The 24,648-nt window shown below is 68.2% G+C and carries 28 protein-coding genes; 16 read left to right on the forward strand and 12 right to left on the reverse strand.

What is annotated here, in order from left to right; translation table 11 throughout:
• Positions 1-16: 16 nt before the first annotated feature.
• The 6 genes from yidC to hemA form a co-directional block, all read right to left on the reverse strand.
• Positions 17-1,876, reverse strand: coding sequence for a membrane protein insertase YidC (gene yidC, locus AO398_RS15565; RefSeq protein ID WP_058193032.1), 1,860 nt, complete (start codon positions 1,874-1,876; stop codon positions 17-19).
• Entirely contained in the window at positions 1,866-2,477 is a 612-nt protein-coding gene (gene rnpA / locus AO398_RS15570) for a ribonuclease P protein component (protein ID WP_058193033.1), read from the reverse strand. Before rnpA ends, yidC begins: the two co-directional genes overlap by 11 nt.
• A gap of 138 nt (positions 2,478-2,615) precedes the next feature.
• The gene (gene rpmH / locus AO398_RS27550; RefSeq protein WP_082643292.1) at positions 2,616-2,750 is read right to left on the reverse strand and encodes a 50S ribosomal protein L34; all 135 of its coding nucleotides are present in this window, start codon (positions 2,748-2,750) and stop codon (positions 2,616-2,618) included.
• Between the two features lie 169 nt (positions 2,751-2,919).
• Complete coding sequence (locus AO398_RS15575; RefSeq protein WP_058193034.1) at positions 2,920-3,465, reverse strand: adenine phosphoribosyltransferase; 546 nt, start codon at positions 3,463-3,465, stop codon at positions 2,920-2,922.
• An 81-nt stretch (positions 3,466-3,546) separates the two neighbouring features.
• A complete protein-coding gene (locus tag AO398_RS15580) occupies positions 3,547-4,344 on the reverse strand; it encodes an inositol monophosphatase family protein (RefSeq protein ID WP_058193035.1) in 798 nt (265 codons plus the stop codon).
• A 361-nt stretch (positions 4,345-4,705) separates the two neighbouring features.
• Complete coding sequence (gene hemA / locus AO398_RS15585; protein WP_058193072.1) at positions 4,706-5,986, reverse strand: 5-aminolevulinate synthase; 1,281 nt, start codon at positions 5,984-5,986, stop codon at positions 4,706-4,708.
• 334 nt (positions 5,987-6,320) lie between these two features.
• Here hemA and AO398_RS29425 point away from each other — a divergent pair, with 334 nt between their 5' ends.
• On the forward strand, positions 6,321-6,500 hold the full coding sequence (locus AO398_RS29425; RefSeq protein WP_058193036.1) for a hypothetical protein: 180 nt from the start codon (positions 6,321-6,323) through the stop codon (positions 6,498-6,500).
• Between the two features lie 85 nt (positions 6,501-6,585).
• A complete protein-coding gene (murA, locus tag AO398_RS15595) occupies positions 6,586-7,875 on the forward strand; it encodes a UDP-N-acetylglucosamine 1-carboxyvinyltransferase (protein WP_058193073.1) in 1,290 nt (429 codons plus the stop codon).
• Between the two features lie 6 nt (positions 7,876-7,881).
• On the opposite strand, the gene AO398_RS15600 is transcribed toward murA, so the two are convergent.
• The gene (locus AO398_RS15600; RefSeq protein WP_244498791.1) at positions 7,882-8,310 is read right to left on the reverse strand and encodes a hypothetical protein; all 429 of its coding nucleotides are present in this window, start codon (positions 8,308-8,310) and stop codon (positions 7,882-7,884) included.
• Between the two features lie 313 nt (positions 8,311-8,623).
• On the opposite strand from AO398_RS15600, the gene AO398_RS15605 reads away from it, so the two are divergent.
• Genes AO398_RS15605 through AO398_RS15620 form a run of 4 tightly spaced genes read left to right on the forward strand, consistent with a single transcriptional unit; the run spans position 8,624 to position 11,373 of the window.
• Positions 8,624-9,070, forward strand: a complete 447-nt coding sequence (locus tag AO398_RS15605) for a DUF2948 family protein (RefSeq protein WP_058193037.1) — start codon at positions 8,624-8,626, stop codon at positions 9,068-9,070.
• A 19-nt stretch (positions 9,071-9,089) separates the two neighbouring features.
• Positions 9,090-10,385, forward strand: coding sequence for a histidinol dehydrogenase (hisD, locus tag AO398_RS15610; RefSeq protein WP_058193038.1), 1,296 nt, complete (start codon positions 9,090-9,092; stop codon positions 10,383-10,385).
• A gap of 10 nt (positions 10,386-10,395) precedes the next feature.
• A complete protein-coding gene (locus tag AO398_RS15615; protein WP_058193039.1) occupies positions 10,396-10,878 on the forward strand; it encodes a UPF0262 family protein in 483 nt (160 codons plus the stop codon).
• Positions 10,879-10,902: 24 nt separating this feature from the next.
• Positions 10,903-11,373: a low molecular weight phosphatase family protein gene (locus AO398_RS15620; protein ID WP_058193040.1), complete on the forward strand. Its 471-nt coding sequence runs from the start codon at positions 10,903-10,905 to the stop codon at positions 11,371-11,373.
• On the opposite strand, the gene AO398_RS15625 is transcribed toward AO398_RS15620, so the two are convergent.
• Positions 11,351-11,851 (reverse strand): DUF1203 domain-containing protein, encoded by a 501-nt coding sequence (locus AO398_RS15625; protein WP_058193041.1) that lies wholly within the window; start codon positions 11,849-11,851, stop codon positions 11,351-11,353. The two genes, AO398_RS15620 and AO398_RS15625, sit on opposite strands and share 23 nt — an antisense overlap.
• Positions 11,852-12,030: 179 nt before the next feature.
• On the opposite strand from AO398_RS15625, the gene AO398_RS28350 reads away from it, so the two are divergent.
• Positions 12,031-12,528 carry a hypothetical protein gene (locus AO398_RS28350; protein ID WP_152997537.1) on the forward strand — a complete coding sequence of 166 codons (498 nt, stop codon included), beginning with the start codon at positions 12,031-12,033 and terminating at the stop codon, positions 12,526-12,528.
• A gap of 52 nt (positions 12,529-12,580) precedes the next feature.
• On the opposite strand, the gene AO398_RS15630 is transcribed toward AO398_RS28350, so the two are convergent.
• Positions 12,581-12,898, reverse strand: a complete 318-nt coding sequence (locus AO398_RS15630; RefSeq protein WP_058193042.1) for a hypothetical protein — start codon at positions 12,896-12,898, stop codon at positions 12,581-12,583.
• 168 nt (positions 12,899-13,066) lie between these two features.
• Complete coding sequence (locus tag AO398_RS15635) at positions 13,067-13,759, reverse strand: transglutaminase-like cysteine peptidase (RefSeq protein ID WP_201025777.1); 693 nt, start codon at positions 13,757-13,759, stop codon at positions 13,067-13,069.
• A gap of 261 nt (positions 13,760-14,020) precedes the next feature.
• Here AO398_RS15635 and AO398_RS15640 point away from each other — a divergent pair, with 261 nt between their 5' ends.
• From AO398_RS15640 to AO398_RS15660, 5 genes are all read left to right on the forward strand, one after another.
• Positions 14,021-14,602, forward strand: coding sequence for a c-type cytochrome, methanol metabolism-related (locus AO398_RS15640; RefSeq protein WP_058193043.1), 582 nt, complete (start codon positions 14,021-14,023; stop codon positions 14,600-14,602).
• Positions 14,603-14,750: 148 nt separating this feature from the next.
• The gene (locus tag AO398_RS15645; RefSeq protein ID WP_058193044.1) at positions 14,751-15,968 is read left to right on the forward strand and encodes an FIST N-terminal domain-containing protein; all 1,218 of its coding nucleotides are present in this window, start codon (positions 14,751-14,753) and stop codon (positions 15,966-15,968) included.
• The gene (locus tag AO398_RS15650) at positions 15,965-17,311 is read left to right on the forward strand and encodes a hybrid sensor histidine kinase/response regulator (RefSeq protein ID WP_058193045.1); all 1,347 of its coding nucleotides are present in this window, start codon (positions 15,965-15,967) and stop codon (positions 17,309-17,311) included. Before AO398_RS15645 ends, AO398_RS15650 begins: the two co-directional genes overlap by 4 nt.
• A gap of 162 nt (positions 17,312-17,473) precedes the next feature.
• Positions 17,474-18,868, forward strand: a complete 1,395-nt coding sequence (locus AO398_RS15655) for an MFS transporter (RefSeq protein ID WP_058193046.1) — start codon at positions 17,474-17,476, stop codon at positions 18,866-18,868.
• A gap of 85 nt (positions 18,869-18,953) precedes the next feature.
• Positions 18,954-19,751, forward strand: coding sequence for an SDR family NAD(P)-dependent oxidoreductase (locus AO398_RS15660; RefSeq protein WP_058193047.1), 798 nt, complete (start codon positions 18,954-18,956; stop codon positions 19,749-19,751).
• Between the two features lie 98 nt (positions 19,752-19,849).
• On the opposite strand, the gene AO398_RS15665 is transcribed toward AO398_RS15660, so the two are convergent.
• Positions 19,850-20,209, reverse strand: coding sequence for an SWIB/MDM2 domain-containing protein (locus tag AO398_RS15665; RefSeq protein ID WP_058193048.1), 360 nt, complete (start codon positions 20,207-20,209; stop codon positions 19,850-19,852).
• A gap of 415 nt (positions 20,210-20,624) precedes the next feature.
• Between AO398_RS15665 and AO398_RS15670 the strand changes: the two genes are divergently transcribed.
• Both AO398_RS15670 and AO398_RS15675 read left to right on the forward strand, forming a co-directional pair.
• Positions 20,625-21,110 (forward strand): DUF2721 domain-containing protein, encoded by a 486-nt coding sequence (locus tag AO398_RS15670; RefSeq protein WP_058193049.1) that lies wholly within the window; start codon positions 20,625-20,627, stop codon positions 21,108-21,110.
• An 85-nt stretch (positions 21,111-21,195) separates the two neighbouring features.
• Positions 21,196-21,630 carry a PRC-barrel domain-containing protein gene (locus AO398_RS15675; RefSeq protein WP_058193050.1) on the forward strand — a complete coding sequence of 145 codons (435 nt, stop codon included), beginning with the start codon at positions 21,196-21,198 and terminating at the stop codon, positions 21,628-21,630.
• 58 nt (positions 21,631-21,688) lie between these two features.
• Here the strand turns inward: AO398_RS15675 and AO398_RS15680 are convergent, their stop codons facing one another.
• Positions 21,689-22,090 (reverse strand): hypothetical protein, encoded by a 402-nt coding sequence (locus AO398_RS15680; protein ID WP_058193051.1) that lies wholly within the window; start codon positions 22,088-22,090, stop codon positions 21,689-21,691.
• 320 nt (positions 22,091-22,410) lie between these two features.
• Here AO398_RS15680 and AO398_RS15685 point away from each other — a divergent pair, with 320 nt between their 5' ends.
• Entirely contained in the window at positions 22,411-23,160 is a 750-nt protein-coding gene (locus tag AO398_RS15685) for a PRC-barrel domain-containing protein (RefSeq protein ID WP_058193052.1), read from the forward strand.
• Positions 23,157-24,527, forward strand: coding sequence for an MFS transporter (locus AO398_RS15690; RefSeq protein ID WP_201025778.1), 1,371 nt, complete (start codon positions 23,157-23,159; stop codon positions 24,525-24,527). The genes AO398_RS15685 and AO398_RS15690 overlap by 4 nt, the downstream gene beginning before the upstream one ends.
• The last annotated feature ends 121 nt before the right edge of the window (positions 24,528-24,648 follow it).

Genomic DNA, 24,648 nt, shown 5'->3' on the forward strand with positions numbered 1-24,648 from the left:
CCTTACCCGCCCTCGGTCAACCCTTGGTGGTGGCTGCTGCCTTGGTGCCGCCGCGCCGGAATGTGGTCCGCAGGTTGTCCCACAGTTCCACCTTCACGCCGTTGCGACGCATGATGACGTATTGCTGGATCACCGACAGGGTGTTGTTCCAGGCCCAGTAGATCACCAGGCCCGCCGGGAACGAGCCCAGCATGAAGGTGAACACGATCGGCATGAAGGTGAAGATCTGCGCCTGGACCGGGTCCGGCGGCGCGGGGTTCATCTTCATCTGCACGAACATGGTCACGCCCATGATCAGCGGCCAGACGCCGAGATGAACGAAGTCCGGCGCAGGGAACGGCAGAAGGCCGAACAGGTTCACGATGCTCGTCGGATCCGGCGCGGCGAGATCGTGGATCCAGCCGAAGAACGGCGCATGCCGCATCTCGATGGTGATGAACAGGACCTTGTAGAGCGCGAAGAAGACCGGGATCTGGATCAGTACCGGCCAGCAGCCGGCGACCGGATTGATCTTCTCCTTCTTGTACAGCTCCATCGTGGCCTGCTGCTGCTTCATGCGGTCGTCCTTGTACCGCTCCCGGATGGCGGCCATCTCGGGCTGCACGGCCTTCATCTTGGCCATCGAGACGTAGGAGCGGTTGGCGATCGGCAGGAACAGAAGCTTCAGGCAGAAGGTCACCACCAGGATCGAGACGCCGAAATTGCCGAACAGATGGAAGAAGAAGTCCAGCGCCCGGAACATCGGCTTGGTGATGAAGAAGAACCAGCCCCAATCGATCATCAGATCGAAGTGCTTGATGCCGAGGTCCTTCTCGTAGTTGTTGATCAGGTTCACTTCCTTGGCGCCGGCGAACAGGCGCTGGGTCGTGGTCGCCGAGCCACCTGCGGCCAGGTTCACGGCGTCACCGCGGACGCTCGCCTGGTAGACGTTGGTGGCGCCGTCGGTGCGGTCGGTGAAGGCGCCGGTATAGGGCGCGTCCTGGTCGGCGGGCATCACGGCCGCCGCCCAATACTTGTCGGTGATGCCGACGAAGCCGCCGGTCACGCCGTTCCAGGCCTTGCCCTTGGTGTTGGCGCCGCCATAGGCGCCCTCCTTGGCGAGCTTGTCGTAGGTGAATTCCTGCAGGCCCTCGTTGCCAAGATAGCCGATCATGCCCTCGTGAAGGACGTAGTAGCCCTGGGTGTGTGGCTTACCCCAGCGGGAGACGAGGCTGTACGGGTAGAGCGTGACCGCGCCCGAGCCCTTGTTTTCGACCTCCTCGCGGACCGTGAACATGTACTTGTCGTCGACCGCGATGATCCGCTTGAAGACGAGGCCGGCGCCGTTGTCCCAGGTCAGGGTCACGGGCATGCCAGGGGAGAGGGTCTTGCCGTCGCTGGTCCAGAGGGTCTCGCTGCCGGGCAGCGGTCCGGCATTGGCACCGACCCAGCCGAACTCGGCGTAGTACGGCGTCTCGCTGCCGGCCGGGGAGAACAGCACGATCTCCGGGCTCTTCGGGTCCACCGTCTCGTGGTAGTTCTTGAGCGACACGTCGTCGACGCGGCCGCCCTTCAAGGCGATCGAGCCGCTGAGCGCCGGGGTCTCGATGCGGATGCGCGGCGAGCGGGTCAGCGCCGCCTCACGCGAGACCGGGCCGCCCTGGCCGGGAACCGTGCCGGGCACCGGGGCTGCTGGCCCGCCCTCCTTGGGCGAGGGCGACGGAACGCCATCCGGGGTCACGCCCGGCGGTTGCTGCTGCTGTTGCGCGGCCTTGTTCTGCGCCTCGATCAGGCGTTGCTGCTCCACCCGGGGACCGGCCACGAAGTACTGCCACCCGAGCAGCACCAGCAGCGACAGGCCGATGGCCACGAACATGTTCGTCTTGTCATTGCCCATCGGGGACACCGCCGCACGCGTTCGGAGTGGCAACAGGAGCGGCGCCGGCCCTATCGGGCTGGCGCGCTTCCGTGACTTGGAGACCTCTGGCAGCGCCCCGCTTCGGATCGCAATCCGCGTCGCCGGAGACCGCAGGCTGTGCGGGATTATGGCCCGCATCGCGCTGAAGAGGTGTGGATTTGAACGGCCGGCCGCCAGACTTGCTGCCGGATTTGCCGCCGGGGCGATGGCCGGGCGGCCGCGGCGCGGCCGGACGCGTCACCGCCGGGATGGCGCGGCGCAGATCCTCGGCTAGGGCCTCGAAAGGCGCAGTCAGGGCCGGGCGCCGGGCGATCAGCACGATGTCGGCGGAGAGCCTGGTCAGCTCGCCCGGGAGATCGGACGCAACCAAGCTGACGGCCGCGCGCAGGCGCCGCCGGATGCGGTTGCGTTCGACCGCATGGCCGACGCGCTTCGTGATCGTGAAACCGAGCCGAAGGCCCTCCGCGGCTTGCGGATCCCGCAGCCGGCCCTGGGCAGTCATGCGCTCGGTATGAAAGCGGCGGCCTTCGGCTGTCGCCAGAAAGTCAGGCCGCTTTTTCAGCCGCTCGATCGTCGCCATCGATGGTTCGATCCCGGCCGATCTCATTGTGTGTGCCGCATGACGCGTTCGGAAAACCGGGTTCCACGTTTCCGCATCATGCTCACGCCTCGCAGGGCGGCTGCCTGAGCAGGGCCGCGCCGGCGAGGATCCGCCGGATCAGGCCGACAGCTTCTTGCGGCCGTGGGCGCGACGGCGCGCGATCACCTTGCGACCACCGGCGGTGGCCATGCGCGCACGGAAACCGTGGCGACGCTTACGGACGAGCCTGCTCGGCTGATAAGTTCTCTTCATGGCACAGAGCCTTCAAAGGTCGTGGCGCGCTCGCGGGCGGCTGATGCCGCACCCGACCTTCACGCGTCCTGGTTGTCTGCAAACACGAAGGGCGCCCAGGCGGGGCGCCACGTCGCGAGTGGCGGGCTTATGGCGGATGGGTCCCGCGAAGTCAACATTTCGCGGCCCCTCAATGACCCTCGAACTGCATCAACGCGCGGACCTCGACGCCCATGTCGCGCAGGCGCTGCGCCCCGCCGATCTCCGGCAGGTCGATGACGAAGCAGGCCGCCACGATCTCGGCGCCGATCTTCTGGAGCAGGTTGACCGCGGCGGTGGCGGTGCCGCCCGTGGCGATCAGGTCGTCGACCAGCAGGACCTTGTCGCCGGGCTTCACGGCATCGACGTGGATCTCGATCTCGTCGGTGCCGTATTCGAGCGCGTAGGCCATCGAGACGGTCGTGTGGGGCAGCTTGCCCTTCTTGCGGATCGGCACGAACCCGCAGGACAGCTGGTGCGCGATCGCCCCGCCCAGGATGAAGCCCCGCGCCTCGATGCCGGCCACCTGATCGATTCGCCCCCCGGCATAGGGATGGACCAGCGCATCCACCGCCCGCCGGAAGGCGCGCGGGTCGCTGAGCAGCGTGGTGATATCGCGGAAGATGATGCCGGGCTTCGGGTAGTCGGGAATCGAGCGGATCGATTCCTTCAGCGCGACGTGGCGGCGGGCTTCCATGGGTTCGGGCCTTCCGTGGGGGACGGCGCGCTTAAAGCAGAAGCCCCGTCCCCTGACCAGTTTCGAAGCGCTTGGAGCGACTCAGGCCGCCTGGACCTTCTTGAGGAGGGCGAGCAACTCCCGGTGCAGCACCTCGTTGCCCGAGGCCACCGAGCGGGCAGCCAGCGGCTCGGCCGCACCGTCTGCCGACGTAACGTAGCCGCCGGCCTCGCGCACCAGGATCACGCCCGCGGCGAAATCGTAGGTCTGGAGATCGCGTTCCCAGTAGCCGTCGAGGCGCCCGCAGGCGACATAGGCTAGATCGAGGGCCGCCGAGCCCATCCGCCGCGTGCCGCCGGCCATCGCCATCACGGCGCCCAGTTCGCGCAGCAGGCGCGGATGGCTGCCGCGGCCGAGATAGGGCGTGCCGTAGCCCATGAGCGCGTCGGCCATGTCCTGTCGGCCGGAAACCCGCAGGCGACGGTTGTTGAGATAGGCGCCCTTGCCGCGCTCGGCGACGAACAGCTCGTCCTTGATCGGGTCGAAGATGACGCCGGCCACGATCTGGCCCTCGCGCTCGAGACCGACCGAAATCGCGAAATGCGGCACGCCGTGCAGGAAATTCGAGGTGCCGTCGAGCGGGTCGACGTGCCAGGTGTGGCTCTTGTCGGTCCCCTCGATGATCCCGTTCTCCTCCAGCACCAGGCTGTAGCCGGGGCGCGCCTTCATGAGGGCGTCACGCAGGGTCTCCTCGGCCTTCCGGTCCGCTGCGGAGACGAAATCGCCCGGGCCCTTCCGCGAGACCTGGAGGTTCTCGACCTCGCCGAAATCACGGCGCAGGCCGCGGGCAGCCTTGCGCACGGCATCAACCATCACGGTCATGAGCGGGGAGGAGATCATTGGTCCGGGACTTTTCGGGGATGGAGGTTGGCGCCGTGGTTACAGGTCGGCACCGGAAAAGACGAGCCTGCCGGGGGGATGGCGGGGATTGGAGATCCTGGAACGCCCCCTTGCGTAGAAGGCCGATCGAAAACCACACCCGTCATCCCTTCCTCCTTTGCGAGGGGAAGGTGCGCCAGCCGTCAGGCCAAGTCCGGAGAAAGGAGCCAGCGTTTAGATCAAGGGGTGGAGCAACCGTGCGGACGGCAGCATAAAGCCGCGCCCCGCTTCTCTATCCCGACCCGCTTGGCGGGCCGCCCTACCTCACACAGGGGCCAGGAGAGGCGCGTGGTTCCAACCGCAGAGGGCGACCGCGAAACCCCTATTCCGCCGCCTCGACGAACACCGTGCCGGCCCGCGGAAGGTCCAGGGTCTCCCAGGTCTCCGCCAGGGCAGCGGAGAGGCGGGCGATATGAGCCGCGTCGTGGAACGGCGAGGGCGTGATCCGCAGGCGCTCGGTACCACGCGGAACCGTCGGGTAGTTGATCGGCTGGATGTAGATGGCGTGGCGCTCGAGCAGGTGGTCAGCCGCGGCTTTGCACAGCTCCGCGTCGCCGACCATCACGGGAACGATGTGGGTCTCGGTTTCCAGCACCGGCAGGCCGGCCTCGGTGAGCGCCGCCTTGGTGGCGGCAGCCTGGGCTTGGTGCGCCTCGCGCTCGGCGTTCGAGCGCTTCAGGTAGCGCACCGAGGCCCGGGCGGCCGCGGCCACCGCCGGCGGCAGGGCGGTCGTGAAGATGAAGCCCGGGGCGAAGCTGCGCACCGCGTCCCTGATCGCCGCCGAGGCGGTGATGTAGCCCCCAACGCAGCCGAACCCCTTGGCGAGGGTGCCCTCGATCACGTCGACCCGATGCATCACGCCGTCGCGCTCGGCGATGCCGCCGCCGCGGGGGCCGTAGAGGCCGACCGCATGGACCTCGTCGAGATAGGTCATGGCCCCGTAGGCGTCGGCGAGGTCACAGATCTTGCCGATCGGCGCGACGTCGCCATCCATCGAGTAGACAGACTCGAACACGATCAGCTTCGGCCGGTCGCCGGCCGCGCGGAGCAGTTCCTCCAGGTGCTGGAGGTCGTTGTGACGAAAGATCTTCTTCTCGCAGCCGGAATGGCGGACGCCCTCGATCATCGAGTTGTGATTGAAGGCGTCGGACAGGATCAGACAATTCGGGATCAGCTTGGCGATCGTCGAGATGCCGGCCTGGTTCGAGACGTAGCCCGAGGTGAAGACAAGCCCGGCCTCCTTGCCGTGCAGGTCGGCGAGTTCGCGCTCCAGGTCGACCAGCGGCGAGTTGTTGCCGGCGATGTTGCGTGTGCCACCCGCTCCGACGCCGCAGCGCGCGGCGGTGTCGGTCATCGCGGACACCACCTCCTTGTGCTGGCCCATGCCGAGATAATCGTTGGAGCACCACACGGTGATCTCGGTGGTCTTGCCGTCGGGCTTACGCCACTTGGCGGTTGGAAACCGGCCGGAGATGCGCTCGATATCGGCGAAGACGCGGTAGCGGCGCTCGCCATGAAGCTGGTCCAGGGCGCCCCGGAAGTACCGCTCATAGCCAGATCCGGCGCGCGTCGAGCCCGCTTGGGCGAGCACCGTGCTGGGCATCCGGGTGACGGTCATCGAGCGTCCTTCGCGTGTTCGGCCGTGCGGGCGGTACCATCGCGGCACCCAAGTCCCGCGATCGAGGTACGGCCTCGGTCCAGTCCTTCGCGTGAGAGGCGCAAGATACGCGCGGATCTGGAACTGGTTCAAGGTAAGGTTCCGACATCTCTGCCCTGCGCCCGTTGAGAGGCGGCGACGAACTCGCTAGCCTCGTGGACGCTGCCAACCCATCCGAACACGGCGCGAGATCCTTGAGCACCTGCCTGTCTTCCTGCCGAATGGCCTGCCCTGACGCCGAAGGGCACACCTCAAGCCTGCGGCGACGAAGGGTCGCGCGATGAGCGAGAGCAAAGACGTGCGTGCCGAGCGCCTGAAGGTGGCGCTCCGGGAGAATCTGCGCCGTCGCAAGGCGCAAGGCCGCGGACGTGCGGAGGCCGGATCGGCGCCGGAGGCGAACGGATCGGATCCGCATGCACCTGATTCCCGCGGTCCAGATTCCGACAAATCCGGTCTATAGGAGACGGCCAAGCCTGGGCGCCGCGGCGTCCACCAGGAGAACGGCCGGCCGCGCGCCAGGGAGGTGCGCCGCCTGAGGACATATGATGGACCGCATTCACATCACCGGCGGCGCGCCCCTCAACGGCGTGATCCCGATCTCGGGCGCCAAGAACGCGGCGCTGCCGCTGATGATCGCGAGCCTGCTCACTGGCGAGACGCTGGAGCTGATCAACGTCCCCCGGCTGGCCGACATCTCCGCTCTGACCCGGATCCTCGGCAATCACGGCGTCGACCACATGGTCGTCGGCAAGCGCCCCGGGCAGACCACCGAGACCGGCCAGACGATCCGGCTGACCGCCTCGAACGTCATCGACACCACCGCCCCCTACGACCTGGTCTCGACCATGCGGGCGAGCTTCTGGGTGGTGGCGCCGCTGCTTGCCCGGTTCGGTGAAGCCAAGGTGTCGCTGCCGGGCGGCTGCGCCATCGGGACCCGGCCGGTGGACCTACTGATCATGGCCTTGGAGCGGCTCGGGGCCGAGATCGAGATCGACGCCGGCTACGTGGTCGCCAAGACCAAGAACGGCCTGCGCGGGGCCGAAATCAATTTCCCCAAGGTCACAGTCGGTGGCACGCATGTCGCCCTGATGGCGGCGGCGCTCGCCTACGGTACCACGGTGATCGAGAACGCCGCCCGGGAGCCCGAGGTGGTCGACCTCGCCGAATGCCTGAACAAGATGGGCGCCAAGATTCGTGGCGCCGGCACGCCCCGGATCGAGATCGAGGGCGTCGCACGGCTGAACGGTGCGCGCCACGAGGTCCTTCCCGACCGGATCGAGACCGGCACCTACGCCATGGCGGTGGCGATGACCGGCGGTGACGTGATCCTCAAGGACACCCGGGCCGAATTGCTGCATTCGGCGCTCGACGTTCTGTCGACCACGGGCGTCGAGATCAGTCAGGTCGAGGGCGGCATCCGTGTGCGCCGCAACGGTGCCGGCATCGCGGCGGTCGACGTGACCACCGACCCGTTCCCGGGCTTCCCGACCGACCTTCAGGCGCAGTTCATGGCGCTGATGACGCTCGCCAAGGGCCAGTCGCATATCCGCGAGACGATCTTCGAGAACCGGTTCATGCACGTGCAGGAGCTGGCCCGCCTCGGCGCGAAGATCCGGCTCGAGGGTGACCTCGCCATCGTCGAGGGCGTCGAGCGGCTCAAGGGTGCGCCAGTGATGGCGACCGACCTGCGCGCCTCGGTCTCCCTGGTGATCGCCGGCCTCGCCGCCGAGGGCGAGACCCAGATCAACCGGGTCTACCATCTCGATCGCGGCTTCGAGGCTCTGGAGGCCAAGCTCGGGCGCTGCGGCGCGCAGATCGAGCGTGTGCGGGCGTAGGGAGCCTCAGCCCTCAATCTGCCCGCGCTTGTAACCGAAGCCCGGTATCTCGCAGCCGCAGGGCGCGTTGTCTGGGGCGGGAGGCGTCGGGCAATCGCCCCGGGCGGTGACGCACAGGCTGCCGCTGCGCCAGCGCCGGTCGAAGCGGGGCCGATCGTCATCGTCGTCCAGGGGCGGCGGAGGCGGCCGCCGACGCGGGCGGTCGTAATCGTCATAGGGCGGCGGCGGGGGCGGAGGCCGGCGGGGCCAATCATCGTCCGGGGGGGGGGGGGGCGGCGGTCGGCGCCGACGGTCGTACTCGTAGCGGTCCGGCCCGGGGCGGCCATAGATGTAGACGTCTGCGTCCGGGCCGACCTGCGCGCACACCGGAGCGACAATCAGGGGTGCCAGGGTCAGAGCGGCCAAAGCCGCCAGCGGGATCCGTTTCACCATCATCGTCCTGCCTCGAATCGTCACCTCGGTCGTCCGGCCGGCCTTTCTGATGACGCGCGGTCGGTCTTGGGCTGTTCTCGATCGCGCGGTAGCGACAGGGAACGGCTCGAGGCCTTGTTTGCGCGCGCTGGCTTGCGCCGGCCCGGTGCCCACTCCGGCGGCGTATGCACGGGCGCCGTCCGGATGAACCGCCGCTGAAGACCGCCATCCCGGCCCCGGCCGTTGCCCGAGCGGGGTCGGGCCGCTACCTACGGCTTGCTGCGAGGCCGCCGCCGTCCCGCTTCGCCCGCGCCCAGCTATCCCCGAGGATCCTTTCATGGAGCTGCTCAAGCTCGCCGCCCTCGATACCGAAGACCTGACCGTGATCTCCGCGCATCTCCAGGATGCGATCCTGCGTCCGGAGGATCTGACCTACCTGGCGGGTGAGCAGCGCTTCCTGATGGTCGTTCGGCGCTTCGACTGGACGCCGGACGTCCCGCCGCGTCGGCGGCTGGCAGGTGTGCATGTCGAGCGCGTCCTGCGCGTGAAGACCCGCGGCCTGGCGCCGGGCGACGCGATGCCGATGAGCCTGCTCGCCCTCACCTTCGAGGCGACCGACGCGCCGTCCGGCCATATCGACATGGTCTTCTCCGGCGGCGGCGCGGTGCGCCTGGAGGTCGAGTGCATCGAGGTCCGGATGAAGGATCTCGGCCCGGTCTGGGAGGCGGTCGCCCGCCCCGGCCACGAACTCGATGTTACGACCGCGCCCGGCCCGGTGGCCTGAGACAGACGAAAGACATCCGATGGTCCGGCTCGACAGCCAAGCTCCGAACTTCGCCGCCGACTTCGCGCGGCTGCTCACCGCCAAGCGCGAGATCGCCGAGGATGTCGACGAGGCGGTGCGGGGCATCATCCACGAGGTTGTGACCCGCGGCGACGCCGCCCTGGTCGAGTTCACCCGGCGCTTCGACCGGCTGGGTGCGGATTTTTCGGCCGACGCCCTGCGGATCACCGAGGGCGCGATCGACGCGGCCGTGGCGGCCTGCCCGGCCGAGGCCCTCGACGCCCTGCGCCTCGCCGCCGAGCGGATCGAGGCGTTCCACGCGCAGCAGAAGCCGCAGGATCACCGGGCGACCGACGCGCTCGGCGTCACCGCCGGCTGGCGCTGGACGGCGCTGGAATCGGTCGGCCTCTACGTGCCCGGCGGCACAGCGAGCTACCCCTCCTCGGTCCTGATGAACGCGGTGCCGGCCCGGGTGGCGGGGGTGCCGCGGATCGTCATGGTGGTGCCGACGCCGGACAACACCCTCAACCCCCTCGTGCTCGCGGCCGCCCGCCTCTCCGGGGTCCACGAGGTCTACCGGGTCGGAGGCGCCCAGGCGGTGGCGGCGCTGGCCTACGGGACCGCCAGCATCGCGCCGGTCGCCAAGATCGTCGGCCCGGGCAATGCCTGGGTGGCAGCGGCCAAGCGCCGGGTGTTCGGCCAAGTCGGCATCGACATGATCGCCGGACCCTCCGAGGTGCTGATCCTGGCCGACGGCCACGCCAACCCGGACTGGATCGCCGCCGATCTCCTCGCCCAGGCCGAGCACGACACCGCCGCTCAATCGGTGCTGATCACCGACAGCGCCGAGCTGGCCGAGGCGGCGGAAGCCGCCGTCGAGCGCGCACTGACCACCCTGCCCCGGGCCGAGATTGCCCGGGCGAGTTGGCGCGACTACGGCGCGATCATCCGGGTGCGGGATTTCGACGAGGCAGTGCCGCTGGTCGACCGGCTCGCCCCCGAGCATCTCGAGATCGAGACGCAGGACGCCGAGGCGCTCGCGGCCCGGATCCGCAATGCCGGCGCGATCTTCTTGGGGTCGCACACGCCCGAGGCGATCGGCGACTATGTCGGCGGCCCGAACCATGTCTTGCCCACCGCCCGCTCGGCGCGGTTCTCCTCCGGCCTCGGCGTCCTGGATTTCATGAAGCGGACGACGATCCTCGCCTGCACCCCGGAGAGCTTGCGGGCGCTCGGCCCGGCGGCGATAACGCTCGGCCGGTCGGAGGGTCTGGAGGGTCACGCCCGCTCCGTCGCGATCCGGTTGAACCTGTGAGGTCTTGGGGATGGCCGAAAAGCAACGCGGGCCGAACCGCCTCGCGAAGGTGAGCCTGGACGAGGCGTCCATCGCCCGTGGCAATCCGGATCAGGAACACGAGCGGGCGATCGCGCTGTTCGACATCCTGGAGGACAATTGCTTCACCATCCCGGGCCGGGAGGGCCCCTATGCGCTCACGCTGGGGCTCGTAGAGAACAAGCTGTCCTTCGCGATCAGCACCGTGGAGGGCGAGCCGGTGATGACGCATCTCCTGTCGCTGACGCCGTTCCGGCGGGTGATCCGTGACTACGAAATGATCTGCGAGAGCTACTACAACGCGATCCGCACCGCCTCGCCGTCGCAGATCGAGGCGATCGATATGGGCCGGCGCGGCCTGCACAACGAGGCGTCCGACACGCTCAAGCAGCGCCTCGACGGCAAGGTCGATCTCGACCACGACACCGCGCGTCGCCTGTTCACCCTGATCTTCGCCCTGCACTGGAAAGGCTAGGGCGCCTACCGGCCCCGAGCGGCGATGGCTGAGCCTTTCCCCGAGACCACCCCGAAGAAGCGGCGGGTGCAGTCGGTCCTGTTCATGTGCAACTTCAACGCCGTGCGCTCGGCCGCGGCCGAGGCGATCGCGCGGGCCTATTTCGGCAGGTCGACCTACGTGCAATCAGCCGGCGTTCGCTCGGGCGAGCCCACCGACCCGTTCATGGTCGCGGCGCTCGACGAAATTGGCATCGATGCGACCCGGCACCGACCCCGCACCATCGAGGAGTTGGAGGACTGGGAGGGCCTGAATTTCGATCTGATCATCACGCTCTCGCCGGAGGCCCACCACCGGGCCCTCGACCTCACCCACACGCTCGCAGCCGATGTCGAATACTGGCCGACACCGGACCCGACGCTGCTGCAGGACGCCTCCCGCGAGCAGCGCCTGGATGCCTACCGGGACGTGCGCGACGGGCTCACCAAGCGAATCAAGGCGCGGCTGAAGACGTAGCGGTCATACGCTCCACGCGCGACAGTAGGCAGCCCGGCCGCGCGGTGTGGACATTGACGAAGGCGGTACGTGGATCGTCGAGGGCGCGCAGCAGCGCCGTATCGACCTCCGCGCCGGGGCAGACATGGCCGAGATCGTAGAGGCACAGATCCTCCGCATCGTAGGCCCGCACCGACACAAGACTGTTGGCGCGAATGATCGGGGCGACGACGTTTAGCGCGTCGAAGCTGGGGCAGGGCTGCGCGTGCAAAAAAACTGGGCTCGGGGTCCAGTAGATGCCGCGCGGACGCCCGAGATCGTAGGATCCGAGCAGCATCGGCTCCCCCGGCTCGGCGCAGCACAGGCAGCGGCGGCAGGGAAATCCGCCCGTCCCGGTCGCCGTGATCCGCCGGAGTGGGTTGTCGAAATCGTCGCGGCCGCTTTGGCGGAAACGCTCCACGACGGCGTCGGCGATCGGAACGCAGCGATATCGGGTCATACGGCTCCCCCTGTCGCAGGCATCCTGCCGCCCCGGCCAAGGGAAAACGACCCGTTCCTTGCTGTCGATTCTCCTTCGTTGGCGCCGCGGAGAAGGTCACCGCCGACCGCGGCGCTCCAAACACTTCACCCCTTGATGTAACGACTGCCTAACGTTCGGCGCCCTGCAAGGTTTAGCGCGTGGCGTTCCCTGTTGTAGATGCCGCATCAACCACTTTCTTTCGGGAAATTCCGATGCTCAATTTACGATTGTTTACAATAATTACTGCGGCCCTAGCCTTTTATTGTACCCCGGCAGCTGCGCAGTGGAGCCCCGTCGGCGGCCTGTTGAATGTTGCCGTCACCCACGACTGCTCGCAAACCTCAGGAAACGTCGCCTCTGCCAAGACCGAAGGCCTGTTCCTGTGCCAAGCCCGAGCGGATCTGGTCGATTCGCAGGTCAAGGATGCCAGCCATTTTTACGTCGTTCACGAATACGGTCTTCTGGCGATCCGAACGACATCGGATCGATTGGCGGATTGCTGGGCGGCGCACCAGCTCGCCGATGCCCCCAATGGACGCTACTATCTCAAGCAATGGATCACGCACTGGACGAATTACGGTGTGACTCGCCCAGGTTACGGCACGCCGACGCAGAGGATCGCCAATGTTCGGTCGTGCTGCGCGTGCGGAATATGAGGCGTCAGATTCCTCTCGAACCCTGATCGCCCAGTCCGGTTACGCCCTTGGCTTACCCACGGCTGCCGACCAGCCAGGCTCGGATGCGGCCGGCGAGAAGCGGCCGGGCGCGGGCAATATCGTCATCGTCGAGGAGCGGGGAACTTGCCAGGGCCGCGAGATAGGCCTCCTCGACGCTTCTGCAGGCTCGGAAGGCGGCATCAGCGGCAAGATCGGGAGCGGTGAGCACGGCCTCAATCCGGAAAGTGCGACTGAGGCAGTCGCGCCAGCGCTCGTGGTGCATCTCGGCTTCGCTGCCCGCATGCGCCGGTGTTGCGACGAGCAGCGTCGCTGCGACTAGCGAGAGGGATGCGAGGGAAGCAGGGGGCATGGATCGGGCACTCGGTCCAGGGACTGGGTGACGCCGACAGGGTTAGCGAAGCGTTAAGGCCCGCCTTGGAATGCATCCGGGATTACCCGGGGCAAAGACGCGGCCGTGATCTTCTTGGTCCGGGCGTACTAGCCTGCTCGATTGCAGAAACTGGCAGGGCTGGCGCGATCAGCGGTTGGCAGTGGTGACCGGCGACGTGACGCCGCCGAGCGACACCCAGGCCGTCATGTCCTGGCTCTCGCGCTTGATGAACACGTAGCCGGTCTTGTGCCACGGCACGATCGCGTTCGTCTTGTTGTCGAGGACCATGTCACCGCGATCGGTGATCAGGGTCAGGACCGCGTGGCCCTCGCCCTTCTCGTCGATCACCACGGTCATGCGCATCGCCCGCCGGGGCAGGCCGGCCTCGGCCAGCAGATGGCGCTTGAGCAGCTGGAAATCCTCGCAATCGCCGATGCCGTCCTCGGCCAGATCCCAGCGGTCGGCGACATGGAGATGCTCCATGTCGGTCTTCGGCTCGACCGACTTGTTCACCCGGCGGTTCACTGAGACGATCGTCGCCCAGATTGCCGGCGTCAGGCTGATGCGGGCCGGCTCGCTCCGGTCCACCACGCATTCCGCAGCGTAGGATTGGCAGAACGTCACCCAGGCCGCGATCGGCCGCGCCGCCCCTTGGGGCTCGGCTCCGAACTGGGGAGACGGCAGGCTCGCGAAGGTCTGCGCCTGCACCGCACCGGCCCCGAGCCCGGCGAGGGACAGAGCCGCCCAGGCAAAGCCGGCCAGGACGCGACGGCGGCGGGAAACCCGACGCGGCGCGGAGTTGGCGACCGAACCCTGCACCTTGGAAGCCGCGAACCGCATCGCCGTGACCCAACCGTTAAGCTCTCGTTAACGAAAGCTCTCACGCCGGGGGGCCGGCGGCAATCAGCGGATTAACAAAAGGTTAATGCTGTGCGCAACGCGGATGACGGAGGAATATCCCGGCCTGTGGCGCCGATGCCGCCCAGTACCCCCGTTCCACGCGAAAACGTGAAGATTTCCAACGGTCTTGGGAAGCGATGTTCGCCGTTGAACACCGCCGCCACCCAAAATCAACACCCGTAGGCGGCTGGAGGAACGCTCATGCCGTGCACAACAGATGTGTTCGCGGGAATCGCCCGCGCGGGACTCGTGATTGGAATCCTGGCGGCCGGTCCGGCTTCAGCCGCGAACCCGGCCCCGTCGTCAGCCCCGCAAACGAGCCCCGCCAATCTCAAGAGCGACGGCCCGACCCAGCCGGCCAAGGTCCAGGACGGTCAATACACCGACGCGAACGGCGACCCGACCTATCACGTCACCGACGGCGGCAAGAAGGTCGATTGGTACACCATGTCCGGGTATCTGCGGTACAACGCCAACTGCATCGTCTGTCACGGCCCGGATGGCATGGGTTCGACCTATGCGCCGTCCCTGGTCGATGCGCTCAAGGGCATGGATTACGCCCATTTCGCCGGCATCATCACCGGCGGTAAGAAGGACGTGAACGCCTCGCAGGAGCTGGTCATGCCGGCCTTCGGGGATAACCGGAACGTCATGTGCTACATGCCGGACATCTACACCTACCTACGCGCCCGCTCGGACGGCGCGGTCGGGCGCAACCGGCCAGCCGAGCACGAGCCGAAACCCGCCGCCTTCACGAAGGCGGAAGATGCCTGCATGAAGTGAGGCCCGGCATCGTTCTGCGTGTCCGAGCGCATCGCCGCGGGCGGTGCGACGCCCCGTTGCGCCGCTCGGTTGCGCACGACATACTCTCGGCAAGACTCTGAAGAGCGAGTGCAAAACTCGCCGAGGGGGAGGCGCCAGGGGGTGAAACGTGGCTGGAGGGACGGGAGGACGCCGCAATCTGTGCGGCATCTGGACGGCCTGGACGGAGGCGGCTTCGGCTTCCGACGCGGTCTTCGACATCACGCGGGCGATCGGCGCCCCGCCCCTGTCCCAGATCGTCGCGTTCTTCTCGGCCGACTATGATCCCGAGGTCCTGGCCGGCACCCTGGCGACACAATTTCCCGGCGTTCCGGTCGCCGGCTGCTCGATGTCGGGAGGCATCGCCCCAGCGGGCGGCCTCGATCGCGGCCTCGTGGTCATCGCCTTCCCGGCCGAGCGCTTCCGCATCGTGTCGACGGTGCTCGACGCCATCGACCATCTCGATGTCGAGCGGACCGCCACGGCCGTGCGGGCCCTGCGTCGAACCCTCGATCCAATCGATCCGTGCCGCGAGACCGATGCGCCTTCTGCTGGCCGCCGCTTCGCACTGTCGCTGATCGACGGTCTCGCCAACGCGGAGGAGACCGTCGTCTCAGCCATCGCCTGGGCCCTCGACGGCATCCCGATCGTCGGCGGCTCAGCAGGTGACGACCTGCGCTTTCGGGACGCGGTGCTGCTCCACGGCGGCCGGATCCACCGCAAGGCGGCGGTGCTGGTCCTGGTCGAGACCGATTTTCCGTTCGAGATCTTCAAGAGCGACAATTTCGAGCCGACGCAAACCAAGTTCGTGGTCACCGCCTCGGACAGCGAGCGCCGCACCGTGCACGAGCTGAACGCCGAGCCGGCGGCGCGGGAATACGCCATGGCGATCGGGCTCGACCCCGAGGGCCTATCGCCGATGAGCTTCGCCGCCTCCCCGCTCGCCGTGAAGGTTGGCGGCGAGTATTTTTGCCGCTCGATCCGCCGCATGAATGAGGACGGGTCGCTTAGCTTCTTCTGCGCCATCGACGAGGGTGTGGTGCTGACCCTGGCCGAGCCGCGCGACATCGTCGCCTCCACCCGGGACGAGCTGGCGCGCCTCGACACGATGGTAGGCGGCGTCGACCTCATCATCGGGTTCGAATGCGTCCTGCGCCGGCTCGATGCCGAGAGCCGGCAGGTGGGCCATGGGATCGCCGATCTGTATCGCCGCTACAACGTCGTCGGCTTCGAGACCTTCGGCGAGCAATACAGGGCCATGCACCTCAACCAGACCTTCACGGGCATCGCCATCGGTAAGGGGGCGCCCGTCGGACCGGGGTCCGGCGACGTGCCGGTCGCGTCATGACCCTGCACCCAAGCGGGCTCGAAACCGACGAATCCCTGCATCGGCGGATCGAGAAGCTGGAGCGGATCAATGCGGCACTGATGTCCCATGTCGAGCGCAGCATGGACCAGCGCGGCAGCGCCTACTCCCTGTTCCAGACCGCGATCATGCTGGAGGGCCGCGTCCGCACCCGAACCGAGGAGCTGACCGGGCTGATGCACCGCCTGGAGCGCTCCAACGAAGCCCTGGCGGCGGCCAAGGAGGAGGCCGAGACCGCCAATCGCTCCAAGACCCGTTTCCTGGCGGCGGCGAGCCACGACCTGCTGCAGCCGGTCAACGCCGCCCGCCTGTCGATCTCGGCGCTGGACGACCTGCCGCTGCCCACTGAGGCGCGCGCCATCGCGGGTCAGGTGGAGCGCGGCCTGCAGACGATCGAGGATCTGATCAAGACCCTGCTGGACATCTCCAAGCTCGATGCCGGTATTGTCCGGCCGCAGCTCCAGCCGGTTTTCCTGCCCAACCTGCTGGCGGAGCTGGCGGAGAGCTTCAAGCCGTTCGCCGAGCGCAAAGGCCTCAGGCTGGCGGTCCGGTGCCCGGATCTCACGGTCACCAGCGACGTGATGCTGCTTCAGCGCATCATCCAGAACCTGGTCTCGAACGCCATTCGATACACGACGACCGGCGGCATCGTGCTGGCGGCACGCCGCCGCGCTGATGGGATCCGGATCGACGTCACGGATACCGGCTGCGGCATCGCCGCCGACGAGCGCGATCTCGTTTTCGAAGAGTTTTTCCGGGGCGGCGCCCGGACCGGCACCGCGGAGGAGCCGGGCCTCGGCCTTGGCCTATCGATCGTCCGCCGCATGGCTCAGGCCCTTAACCATCCCCTCACCCTGGCATCCCGGCCCGGCCACGGCACCCGGGTCACCCTGGGCCTACCGCTGAGCCAGGTCCCGGCCGCCACGGCGCCCCCTGCCCCGGTGGCGACCCGACTCTCGGGCGCCCATGTCCTCGTGGTCGAGAACGACGCGTCCACGGCCGACGCGATGGCCCGCCTGCTGCAGAATTGGGATGCCCGGGTCTCGACCTTTCGCGATCTCGCCGGTGTACAGACGGCGATGGAAGCCGGGGCCGTCCCGCCCGATATCCTGCTGCTCGACTACCATCTTGACGACGGCGCCTGTGGCCTCGATGTGGCGGCCTATCTCCGCGGACGATCTGCGCGCCCGCTCCCCGCGATCGTCACCACCGCCGACCATTCCGGAGCGATCGAGGCGCGGGTGGCGGAGGCCGGCGCCGAATTAGTCCACAAGCCGATCAAGCCGGCGCAGCTGCGCTCGCTCCTGACCTACATGCTCGCCTGACGAACAATCCCGTCCGCGCCGTGACATAGGACACGCCGCAGCCCTCGACGCTGTGCCGCGCCTGCGCAAGAGGAAGCCGGCATCCGCGGTGCGTCCCACGCCCGGATCGTCCCACGCAATCGACGTCGCCGGCCCTCCGGGACGCCGCAGGAGCGCGCGAGCATGGCGCAGGTCCCGGCCGGTACAGGCGCCCCCGTCCAGCATGACGGCCTCCCGCCGCGGGAGCGCGTCCTGGCGATGGCGGCGATCGGGCTGGCCATGACCATGGCGGTCCTCGACGGGGCCATCGTCAACGTGGCGCTGCCCGTCATGGCGAAGGACCTCGCGGTCAAGCCGGCCGACGCGATCTTCGTGGTCAATGCCTACCAGATCGCCGTGACGGCGAGCCTGCTGCCCTTCGCGTCGCTGGGCGACATCTTCGGCTTCCGGCGGGTCTACCTGCCCGGGCTCGTGGTGTTCGTGGCCGCTTCGCTGGCCTGCGCTGTGGCGCCGAGCCTGTCCTTGCTGATCGTCGGACGCATCGTCCAGGGGCTCGGCGCCGCGGCGATCATGAGCGTCAATATTGGCTTCGTCCGATTCATCTATCCGCACCGTATGATCGGCCAGGGCGTCGCCAACGTGGCCCTGGTCGTGGCGGTGGCCTCGGCGGCGGGGCCGACGGTGGCGGCCGCGATCCTGTCGGTGGCGACCTGGCCGTGGCTGTTCCTGGTCAACATCCCGGTGGGACTCTTGGCCCTGGCGGTAGCGACACACACCCTGCCGGTGACGCCGACGAGCGGGCGGCGCTTCGACTGGGTGAGCGCCGTGCTCAACGCGCTGACCTTCGGCCTGCTGATCATCGGCATCGACGGGCTGGGCGACCCGGAGGGCCAACCGGTCGCCGTCGCTGAACTCATCGGCGCCGTGGTGATCGGCACCGTGTTCGTGCGACGCCAGATCCGGCTACCCGCTCCGCTGCTGCCGGTGGACCTGCTGCGGATCCCCGCCTTCGCCCTATCGATGGCGACCTCGGTGGCCTCGTTCTGCGCCCAGATGGTGTCCTACGTCGCGCTGCCCTTCTATTTCCAGGATGTTCTGCACCTCTCCAGCACCAAGACCGGCTTCCTGCTCACACCCTGGCCGATCGCGGTGGCTGCCATGGCCCCGATCTCGGGGCGCCTGGCCGACCGCTACCCGCCGGGCCTCCTTGGCGGCATTGGCCTTGCCATGTTGGCCGCCGGCCTCGTCTGCGTGACGCTGTTGCCCGAGGCGCCCGCCACCCTCGACATCGTCTGGCGGCTGACCCTGTGCGGCCTCGGCTTCGGCCTGTTCCAGTCGCCCAACAACAAGGTGATCGTCACCTCGGCGCCGCGGGAGCGCGCCGGCGGCGCGAGCGGGATGCAATCGACGGCCCGCCTCACAGGCCAATCGCTCGGCGCCGCCCTCGTGGCGGTGATTTTCGGACTGACCCACGGGCTTGGGCCTGAGCGTGCCGTGACCCTGTCGCTCTCCTGCGCGGTGGCCCTCGCTGCGATCGGCGGCTGCGCCAGCGTCCTGCGGCGGGGTAAGGGCGGTTAGGCAGGGCGGGCATGCCACCGACCGGCATGGCACGCGTTGGACCGAGATCCGCATTCGCGCGTTCCACGCCCCGGAGTCTCCGCCCATGGACCTCGACCTCACCGGCAAGAAGGCCCTCGTCACCGGCTCGACCGGCGGCATCGGCTACGCCATCGCCAAGGAACTCTGTGCTCTCGGCGCCGAGGTCGGCATCAACGGCCGCACCGCCGAACGGGTCGAGGCGGCGCTAACCAAGCTGCGCGGCGAGACCAAAGCCGGACGAGTCTTTGCGGCGCCGGGTGACGTAGCGACCGCGGAAGGGGTCGACGCCCTCACCCGGGCGCTGCCGACGGTCGACATCCTCGTGAACAACACCGGGATCTTCGAGCCGAAACCGTTCTTCGAAATCCCGGACGCGGATTGGCAGCGCTTCTACGAGGTGAACGTGATGAGCGGCGTCCGCCTGTCCCGCTCCTATACGCCGGCCATGGCCGAGCGCGGCTGGGGCCGCGTGATCTTCATCTCCAGCGAGTCCGGCCTCAACACGCCGACCGAGATGGTCCATTACGGCATGACAAAGACCGCACAGCTCGCGATCTCCCGCGGCCTCGCCCAGACGGTCGCCGGCAGCGGCGTAACGGTCAACAGCGTGCTGCCCGGGCCAACCCTGTCGGAGGGCGTTGCGGAGTTCATGAAGCAGATGGCCGGAGGGGCGGCCGATGCCGACCTCGACGCGATGGGCCGGGCTTTCGTGGCCGAGCATCGCCCGTCGTCGCTGATCAAGCGTCTGGCGACGGTGGAGGAGGTCGCGAATCTCGTCGCCTATCTCTGCAGCCCGGCAGCGAGCGCCACGACGGGCGCTGCGCTGCGGGTGGATGGCGGTGTTCTTCAAGGTCTCGCGTAGACCGCCTCGGGTAAGACGGTCACCAGATCGGGGCGACCGGGCCCCGTTTGATCGCGAGCCACCGGTCCGGCTGTCGTGCCGGACACGGTTCTAGCTGATCAAGACTTCAAGTGCGCCGCGAGATGCTTGTTCATCTCGAACATGGAGCACTTGTCCTTGCCAAAGACCTTCTTGAGCTTGTCGTCGGCCAAAATCTCGCGCTTATTCTCGGGATTCTGCAGGTTGTGCTTCTTGATGTAGTCCCACACCTTGCTGACCACCTCGCCGCGGGGCAGCGGATTGGTGCCAACGATCGCGCCGAGATCGGCGGAGGGCTTCAGCGGCTGCTGCAGGGCGTTCGGCTTGGCACCGGCGGCGGGCTTGGCGGTCTTCGCGGGCGCGGCCTTGGCGGCCTTCGGCTCGTCAGCCTTCGTGGTCTTGGCCGCCTTCGGCGCAGCCTTCTCGGTCTTCGTGGCCATAAACTTCCTCCGGTTCTCGGGCCGCAGGCCGGGGCATGAGCGCCCCACGGCCGAGCCAGCATAGCAGCAACTAAGCGGTGCTGCCGCCGTTCCAAGGGGAAATCGCCTTCACGGGGGCCTCATCCACAGGGCAGGCGCGGAAATCCACACCGGAACCGGCCGATTTGCACCGCGACGAAGAACAATTCGGCGGATCCGCCCGCTCGAAACCTGCTCTTAACGCCTGGGTCCAACAGTACAGTCATGTTTACCCCGGCTCTCGCGCTCGCGCTGTTGCTCGCCACCGGGCTCGTGCTCGGTCTTGGTCTCGGTATCCAAGCCGAACCGGCTGAGCCCGGCCTGAAAAGCGGCCGCCAGTTGGTCTGAGTGCGGTCGGGATTGCCGCGCAGAGCCGCCCGGCCCATCTGCTGGGACCATGATCGATCCCATCACACCGACCACTTTGGACAGTACCGCCCACGTTGTTCAGGTAGCGCTGAGCCCGGTCTTTCTCCTGTCCGGCGTTGCGACGCTGCTCAACGTGTTCGGCGCCCGGCTCGCCCGGGTCTCGGATCAGGCCGAGCGGGTCTCGACGCTGCTGGCCGGCGCCGACGAGGCCGAGCGGATCATTCTGGGCCAACGCCTCGACCGGCTGCACACGCGCTCGCTGGCGCTCGACGCAGCCGTGTTCCTGGCCGCGCTCGGGGGCGTGGCAACCTGTGGCTCGGTGCTGACGCTGTTTGTCGGAGCCCTGCGCGACAGTACGGTGGCGAGCCTCCTGTTCGGCTTGTTCGGGGCCGCGATCCTATGCACGCTCTGCGCGCTCATCGCCTTCGGCTTCGAGATGCTGCTGGCCAGCCGGTCGGTCCGGGACCGGATCAACCAGCGCCGGGCCAATGCCGGAATGCTCGTGGATCTCTGACACCGCGGAACCCAGGTCCGCTCGGACGTTTAGTCAGCAGGGTCGGAGGGACGTCTGGCCTGGTTTGCGTAACCCGGGAGTCACCATGCCGACGGATCTGCCCACCGAGCGTCCCGTAAGGAAGACGGGTTCCCTGGAGCTCGATCCCACCGGCGAGGGGATCGCCATCGAAGAGACGGCCCGCCTGATCGCCTCGAACAAGGTCGAGGGTACGGCTGTCTACGATCGCGAGGGGAAGCACCTCGGAGCCGTCCACAACTTCATGGTCGACAAGGTCACCGGACAGGTCGCCTATGCGGTCCTCGCCTTCGGGGGGTTCCTGGGGCTCGGCGAGGACCATCACCCGTTGCCCTGGAAAGCGCTGACCTACAGCACCGAACTCGGCGGCTACGTGGTCGATATCGATCCCGGTAATCTCGCCGGCGCCCCGAGCCACGGCCCGGGTGAAGACGCCTTTGCCGATCCAAACTATCGCGGGACGATCGAGGATTATTACGGGGTGCGCGCGCCGACGATATGAGGCGGCCGCGTCGTGAGCATTTCTCCTCTCCCGTTCCACGGTGAGAGGAATAGACCCCTTAGAACTTCCCGCCGAGGCCGACGCTACCACCGGGCGAGAGCATCGGCCCCATCGAGTTGCTACCGCCGCCGCTGGACGCGTTGCCGCCCTCGATATCCTCGCGCCGAATCCGGCGCTCGCCGGCACTGGCCGACTGCGTCGCGCCGCCTGCGCTCCTGGGGATCGCGAGTTGCTTCGTCGGTGCGGTCTGGAGCGGCTGGCCGTCGGCATCGACCGCGGCGTTGCGAGCCTCGCGGTTGGGCAGGGAGCCGCGCAGTGACGGCGGCAGGCCGACGTCCGTTTCCGGCATCACGCCGCCACCGCCACCCAGCGCCTGACAGCCGGCCACCAGGCCGACGAGGGCGGCACCGAGCGCGAGGCCACGCGCAGCAGCGCATCCCGACGAGGTGAGGGTCGACATCGTGTGGTCCTCGCAAGTGGCCGCGGTGGTCTCCGCAGCTCGCAGGGGTTTATCGTCGGCTGTCTACGCTGGGGTTGCGGCGAAAACCAGACACATGCGCGACAGCGTCGGGCGCGGGCGCCCCCACCACAGCGGCGTGGAACTTGCGGACTGCCTGCGACGATCCATAACTTCGCCCAGGTCCGGCGGCAGGGTGGCGTTCGCAGGCGGGGTCTCGCCGGCGGCGGGCCCGAATCTGGCGGATCCGGTCCAGGTGCTGCCGGCCCGTCGGCTCGGCCCGGCTCTTCCTTAGAGGACGTAGCGTGTTCAGAACCAACCGGATGATCGCGGCCGTGACGCTCGCCCTGTGGGCATCTGGCGTGGCGGCGCAGGCCCCGGCCCATGGGGGCGATGGCACATCCGGACAGACGCCGCCGCCGAGCCCGCCCGTGCAAAGCGCGCCCAACGCTCAGGTGACGCCGAATGCGCCCTCGGTGACGACGCCCCCGGTAACGGCACCCATGCCGGCGCCCATGCCGGCGCCATCCACGACCGCGACGCCGGGCGCCCCGACGGTTGCGCAGCAGCAGGGGACCCCGGCTACCGTCCTCGACACCCAGGATTACGAGAGCCTGCTCGGTCGCAGCGTACGCAGCGCCGGCGGCGACGAGTTGGGCCGGGTGATCGACATCATCATCGACAAGGATGGGCATCCCCGGGCGGCGATCATCGATTTCGGCGGTTTCCTGGGCGTGGGCACCCGTAAGATTGCCGTGGACTGGCGGGCCCTGCGCTTCACCCCCGACGGCAACAAGGAGCGCAAGCTGTCCGTCGCGCTGAGCCGCAACCAGGTCCGCGTGTCACCCGAATACAAAGCCGGCGAGCCGATCGTCGTGCTGGGCCCGGCCAGTCCCGCCGCCGCCACGCCCGAAGCCGACCAGGCGACGACCGCGGCAACGCCGGCCGCCCCCCCTGCTGCGCCCGCACCCGCCGCCGCTCCGATGCCCCTCCCTACTGCAACGGGAGCTGCCAATCCGGTGCCGGCCACCCCGCTCCCCGCCACCCCTCCGGAAAAGGCTCCGGATAAGTGACGGTGGCCCGATCGAAGGCAAGACCCGCCGTTTCGCCCCGCGAGCGCGAGGTGTCCCGACAGGATCCGCGGTGGCGACCCGTCCCCCTGAAGGATCCGTCGGCCGAGGCCGCGCGCGAACCGGCTCGGGCCGCCGCGGAGGTCGCGCCTTTGGACCGAACGGTATCGGCGGTGAGCCGCCACGGCCTCGACGCCTTCGCGTTCTTCGTGGCCAACCTGCAAACCGGGTTCGGACCGTTCCTGGCCGTCTACTTCTCGCAAGCGAAGTGGACGCAGTCCGATATTGGCTTCGCCCTGACCGTGGGGAGTCTCGTCGCCCTTCTGGGGCAGGTGCCGGGCGGTGGCTTCGTCGATGTGGTGCGCTCGAAGCGCTTTGCGGCCGCGGTTGCGGTGATCGGCATCTCGGGAAGCGCCTTCGCGCTGGCGGTTTGGCCGAGCTTCCCGGTGGTTCTACTCGCGATGGCCGTCCATTCGGGGGCGAGCTGCGTGCTGACCCCGGCGATTGCGGCGATCAGCATCGGGCTGGTTGGCCGCGCCCGGGCGGGCGAGCGCCTCGGCCGCAACGCGAGCTTCGCGGCAGTCGGCAACGCGCTCGGCGCCGCCGGCATGGGCGCCATCGGCTACTATCTGTCGAACGGGGCCGTGTTCTATCTCACGGCGGCCCTGGTGGTGCCGACGATCATCGCGCTGACGCGGATCCGCGCCGAGGAAATCGATGGCAACGTGTTCAGGGAACCGGCCCCCGCGCAATTACCGCGTGCCTCCGGGAAAGACGGGATCCGGGCGTTGCTGACCAATCGCGGGCTCCTGTGCTTCTCGGCCTGCATGGTGCTGTTCTTCCTCGCCAACGCCGCCATGCTGCCACTCGTGGGCAGCGTCCTGACTTTGCGGGCGAGCGAGACCGCCACCGCCCTGATCGCCGCCTGCATCATGGTCCCGCAGGCCGTGCTCGCGGTGAGCGCCCCCGCGGTCGGGCGGGCCGCAGAACGCTTCGGCCGCTACCCGGTGCTGCTCCTCGGCTTCGGTGCCCTGCCCGTGCGTGGCCTGATGCTCGCCTATACGACCAACCCTTATGGCCTCGTCGCCATCCAAGTGCTGGACGGGATCTCCGCTTCGGTGCTCGGCGTGATGGTTCCGCTCGTGGTCTCGGATCTCACCCGGGGGACGGGGCGTTTCAACCTGGCGCTCGGGGCGGTCGGCACCGCGATGGGCGTGGGTGCCGCCCTTTCCACATCGCTCGCCGGGATCATGGCGGATCGTCTGGGCAGCCACAGCGCTTTCCTGGGGCTCGCCCTTATGGGCTTCGCGGCCTTCATGCTGGTGGCGCTGATCATGCCTGAGACGCGCCAGCCCGCGGAGGATGCGTGAGCCGCGGCACCAGATTCGCTTGCGTGTATCCGCGCCGCTCAAGCGGCGTTCAGGTTTGACAGATAAAAGCGCGCGGGAGGTGCGGGCCGGTGCAACATATGGCAACGCTGTCGCGTTGCCG

Source organism: Methylobacterium sp. GXS13, assembly GCF_001455965.1.
Lineage (GTDB): Bacteria > Pseudomonadota > Alphaproteobacteria > Rhizobiales > Beijerinckiaceae > Methylobacterium.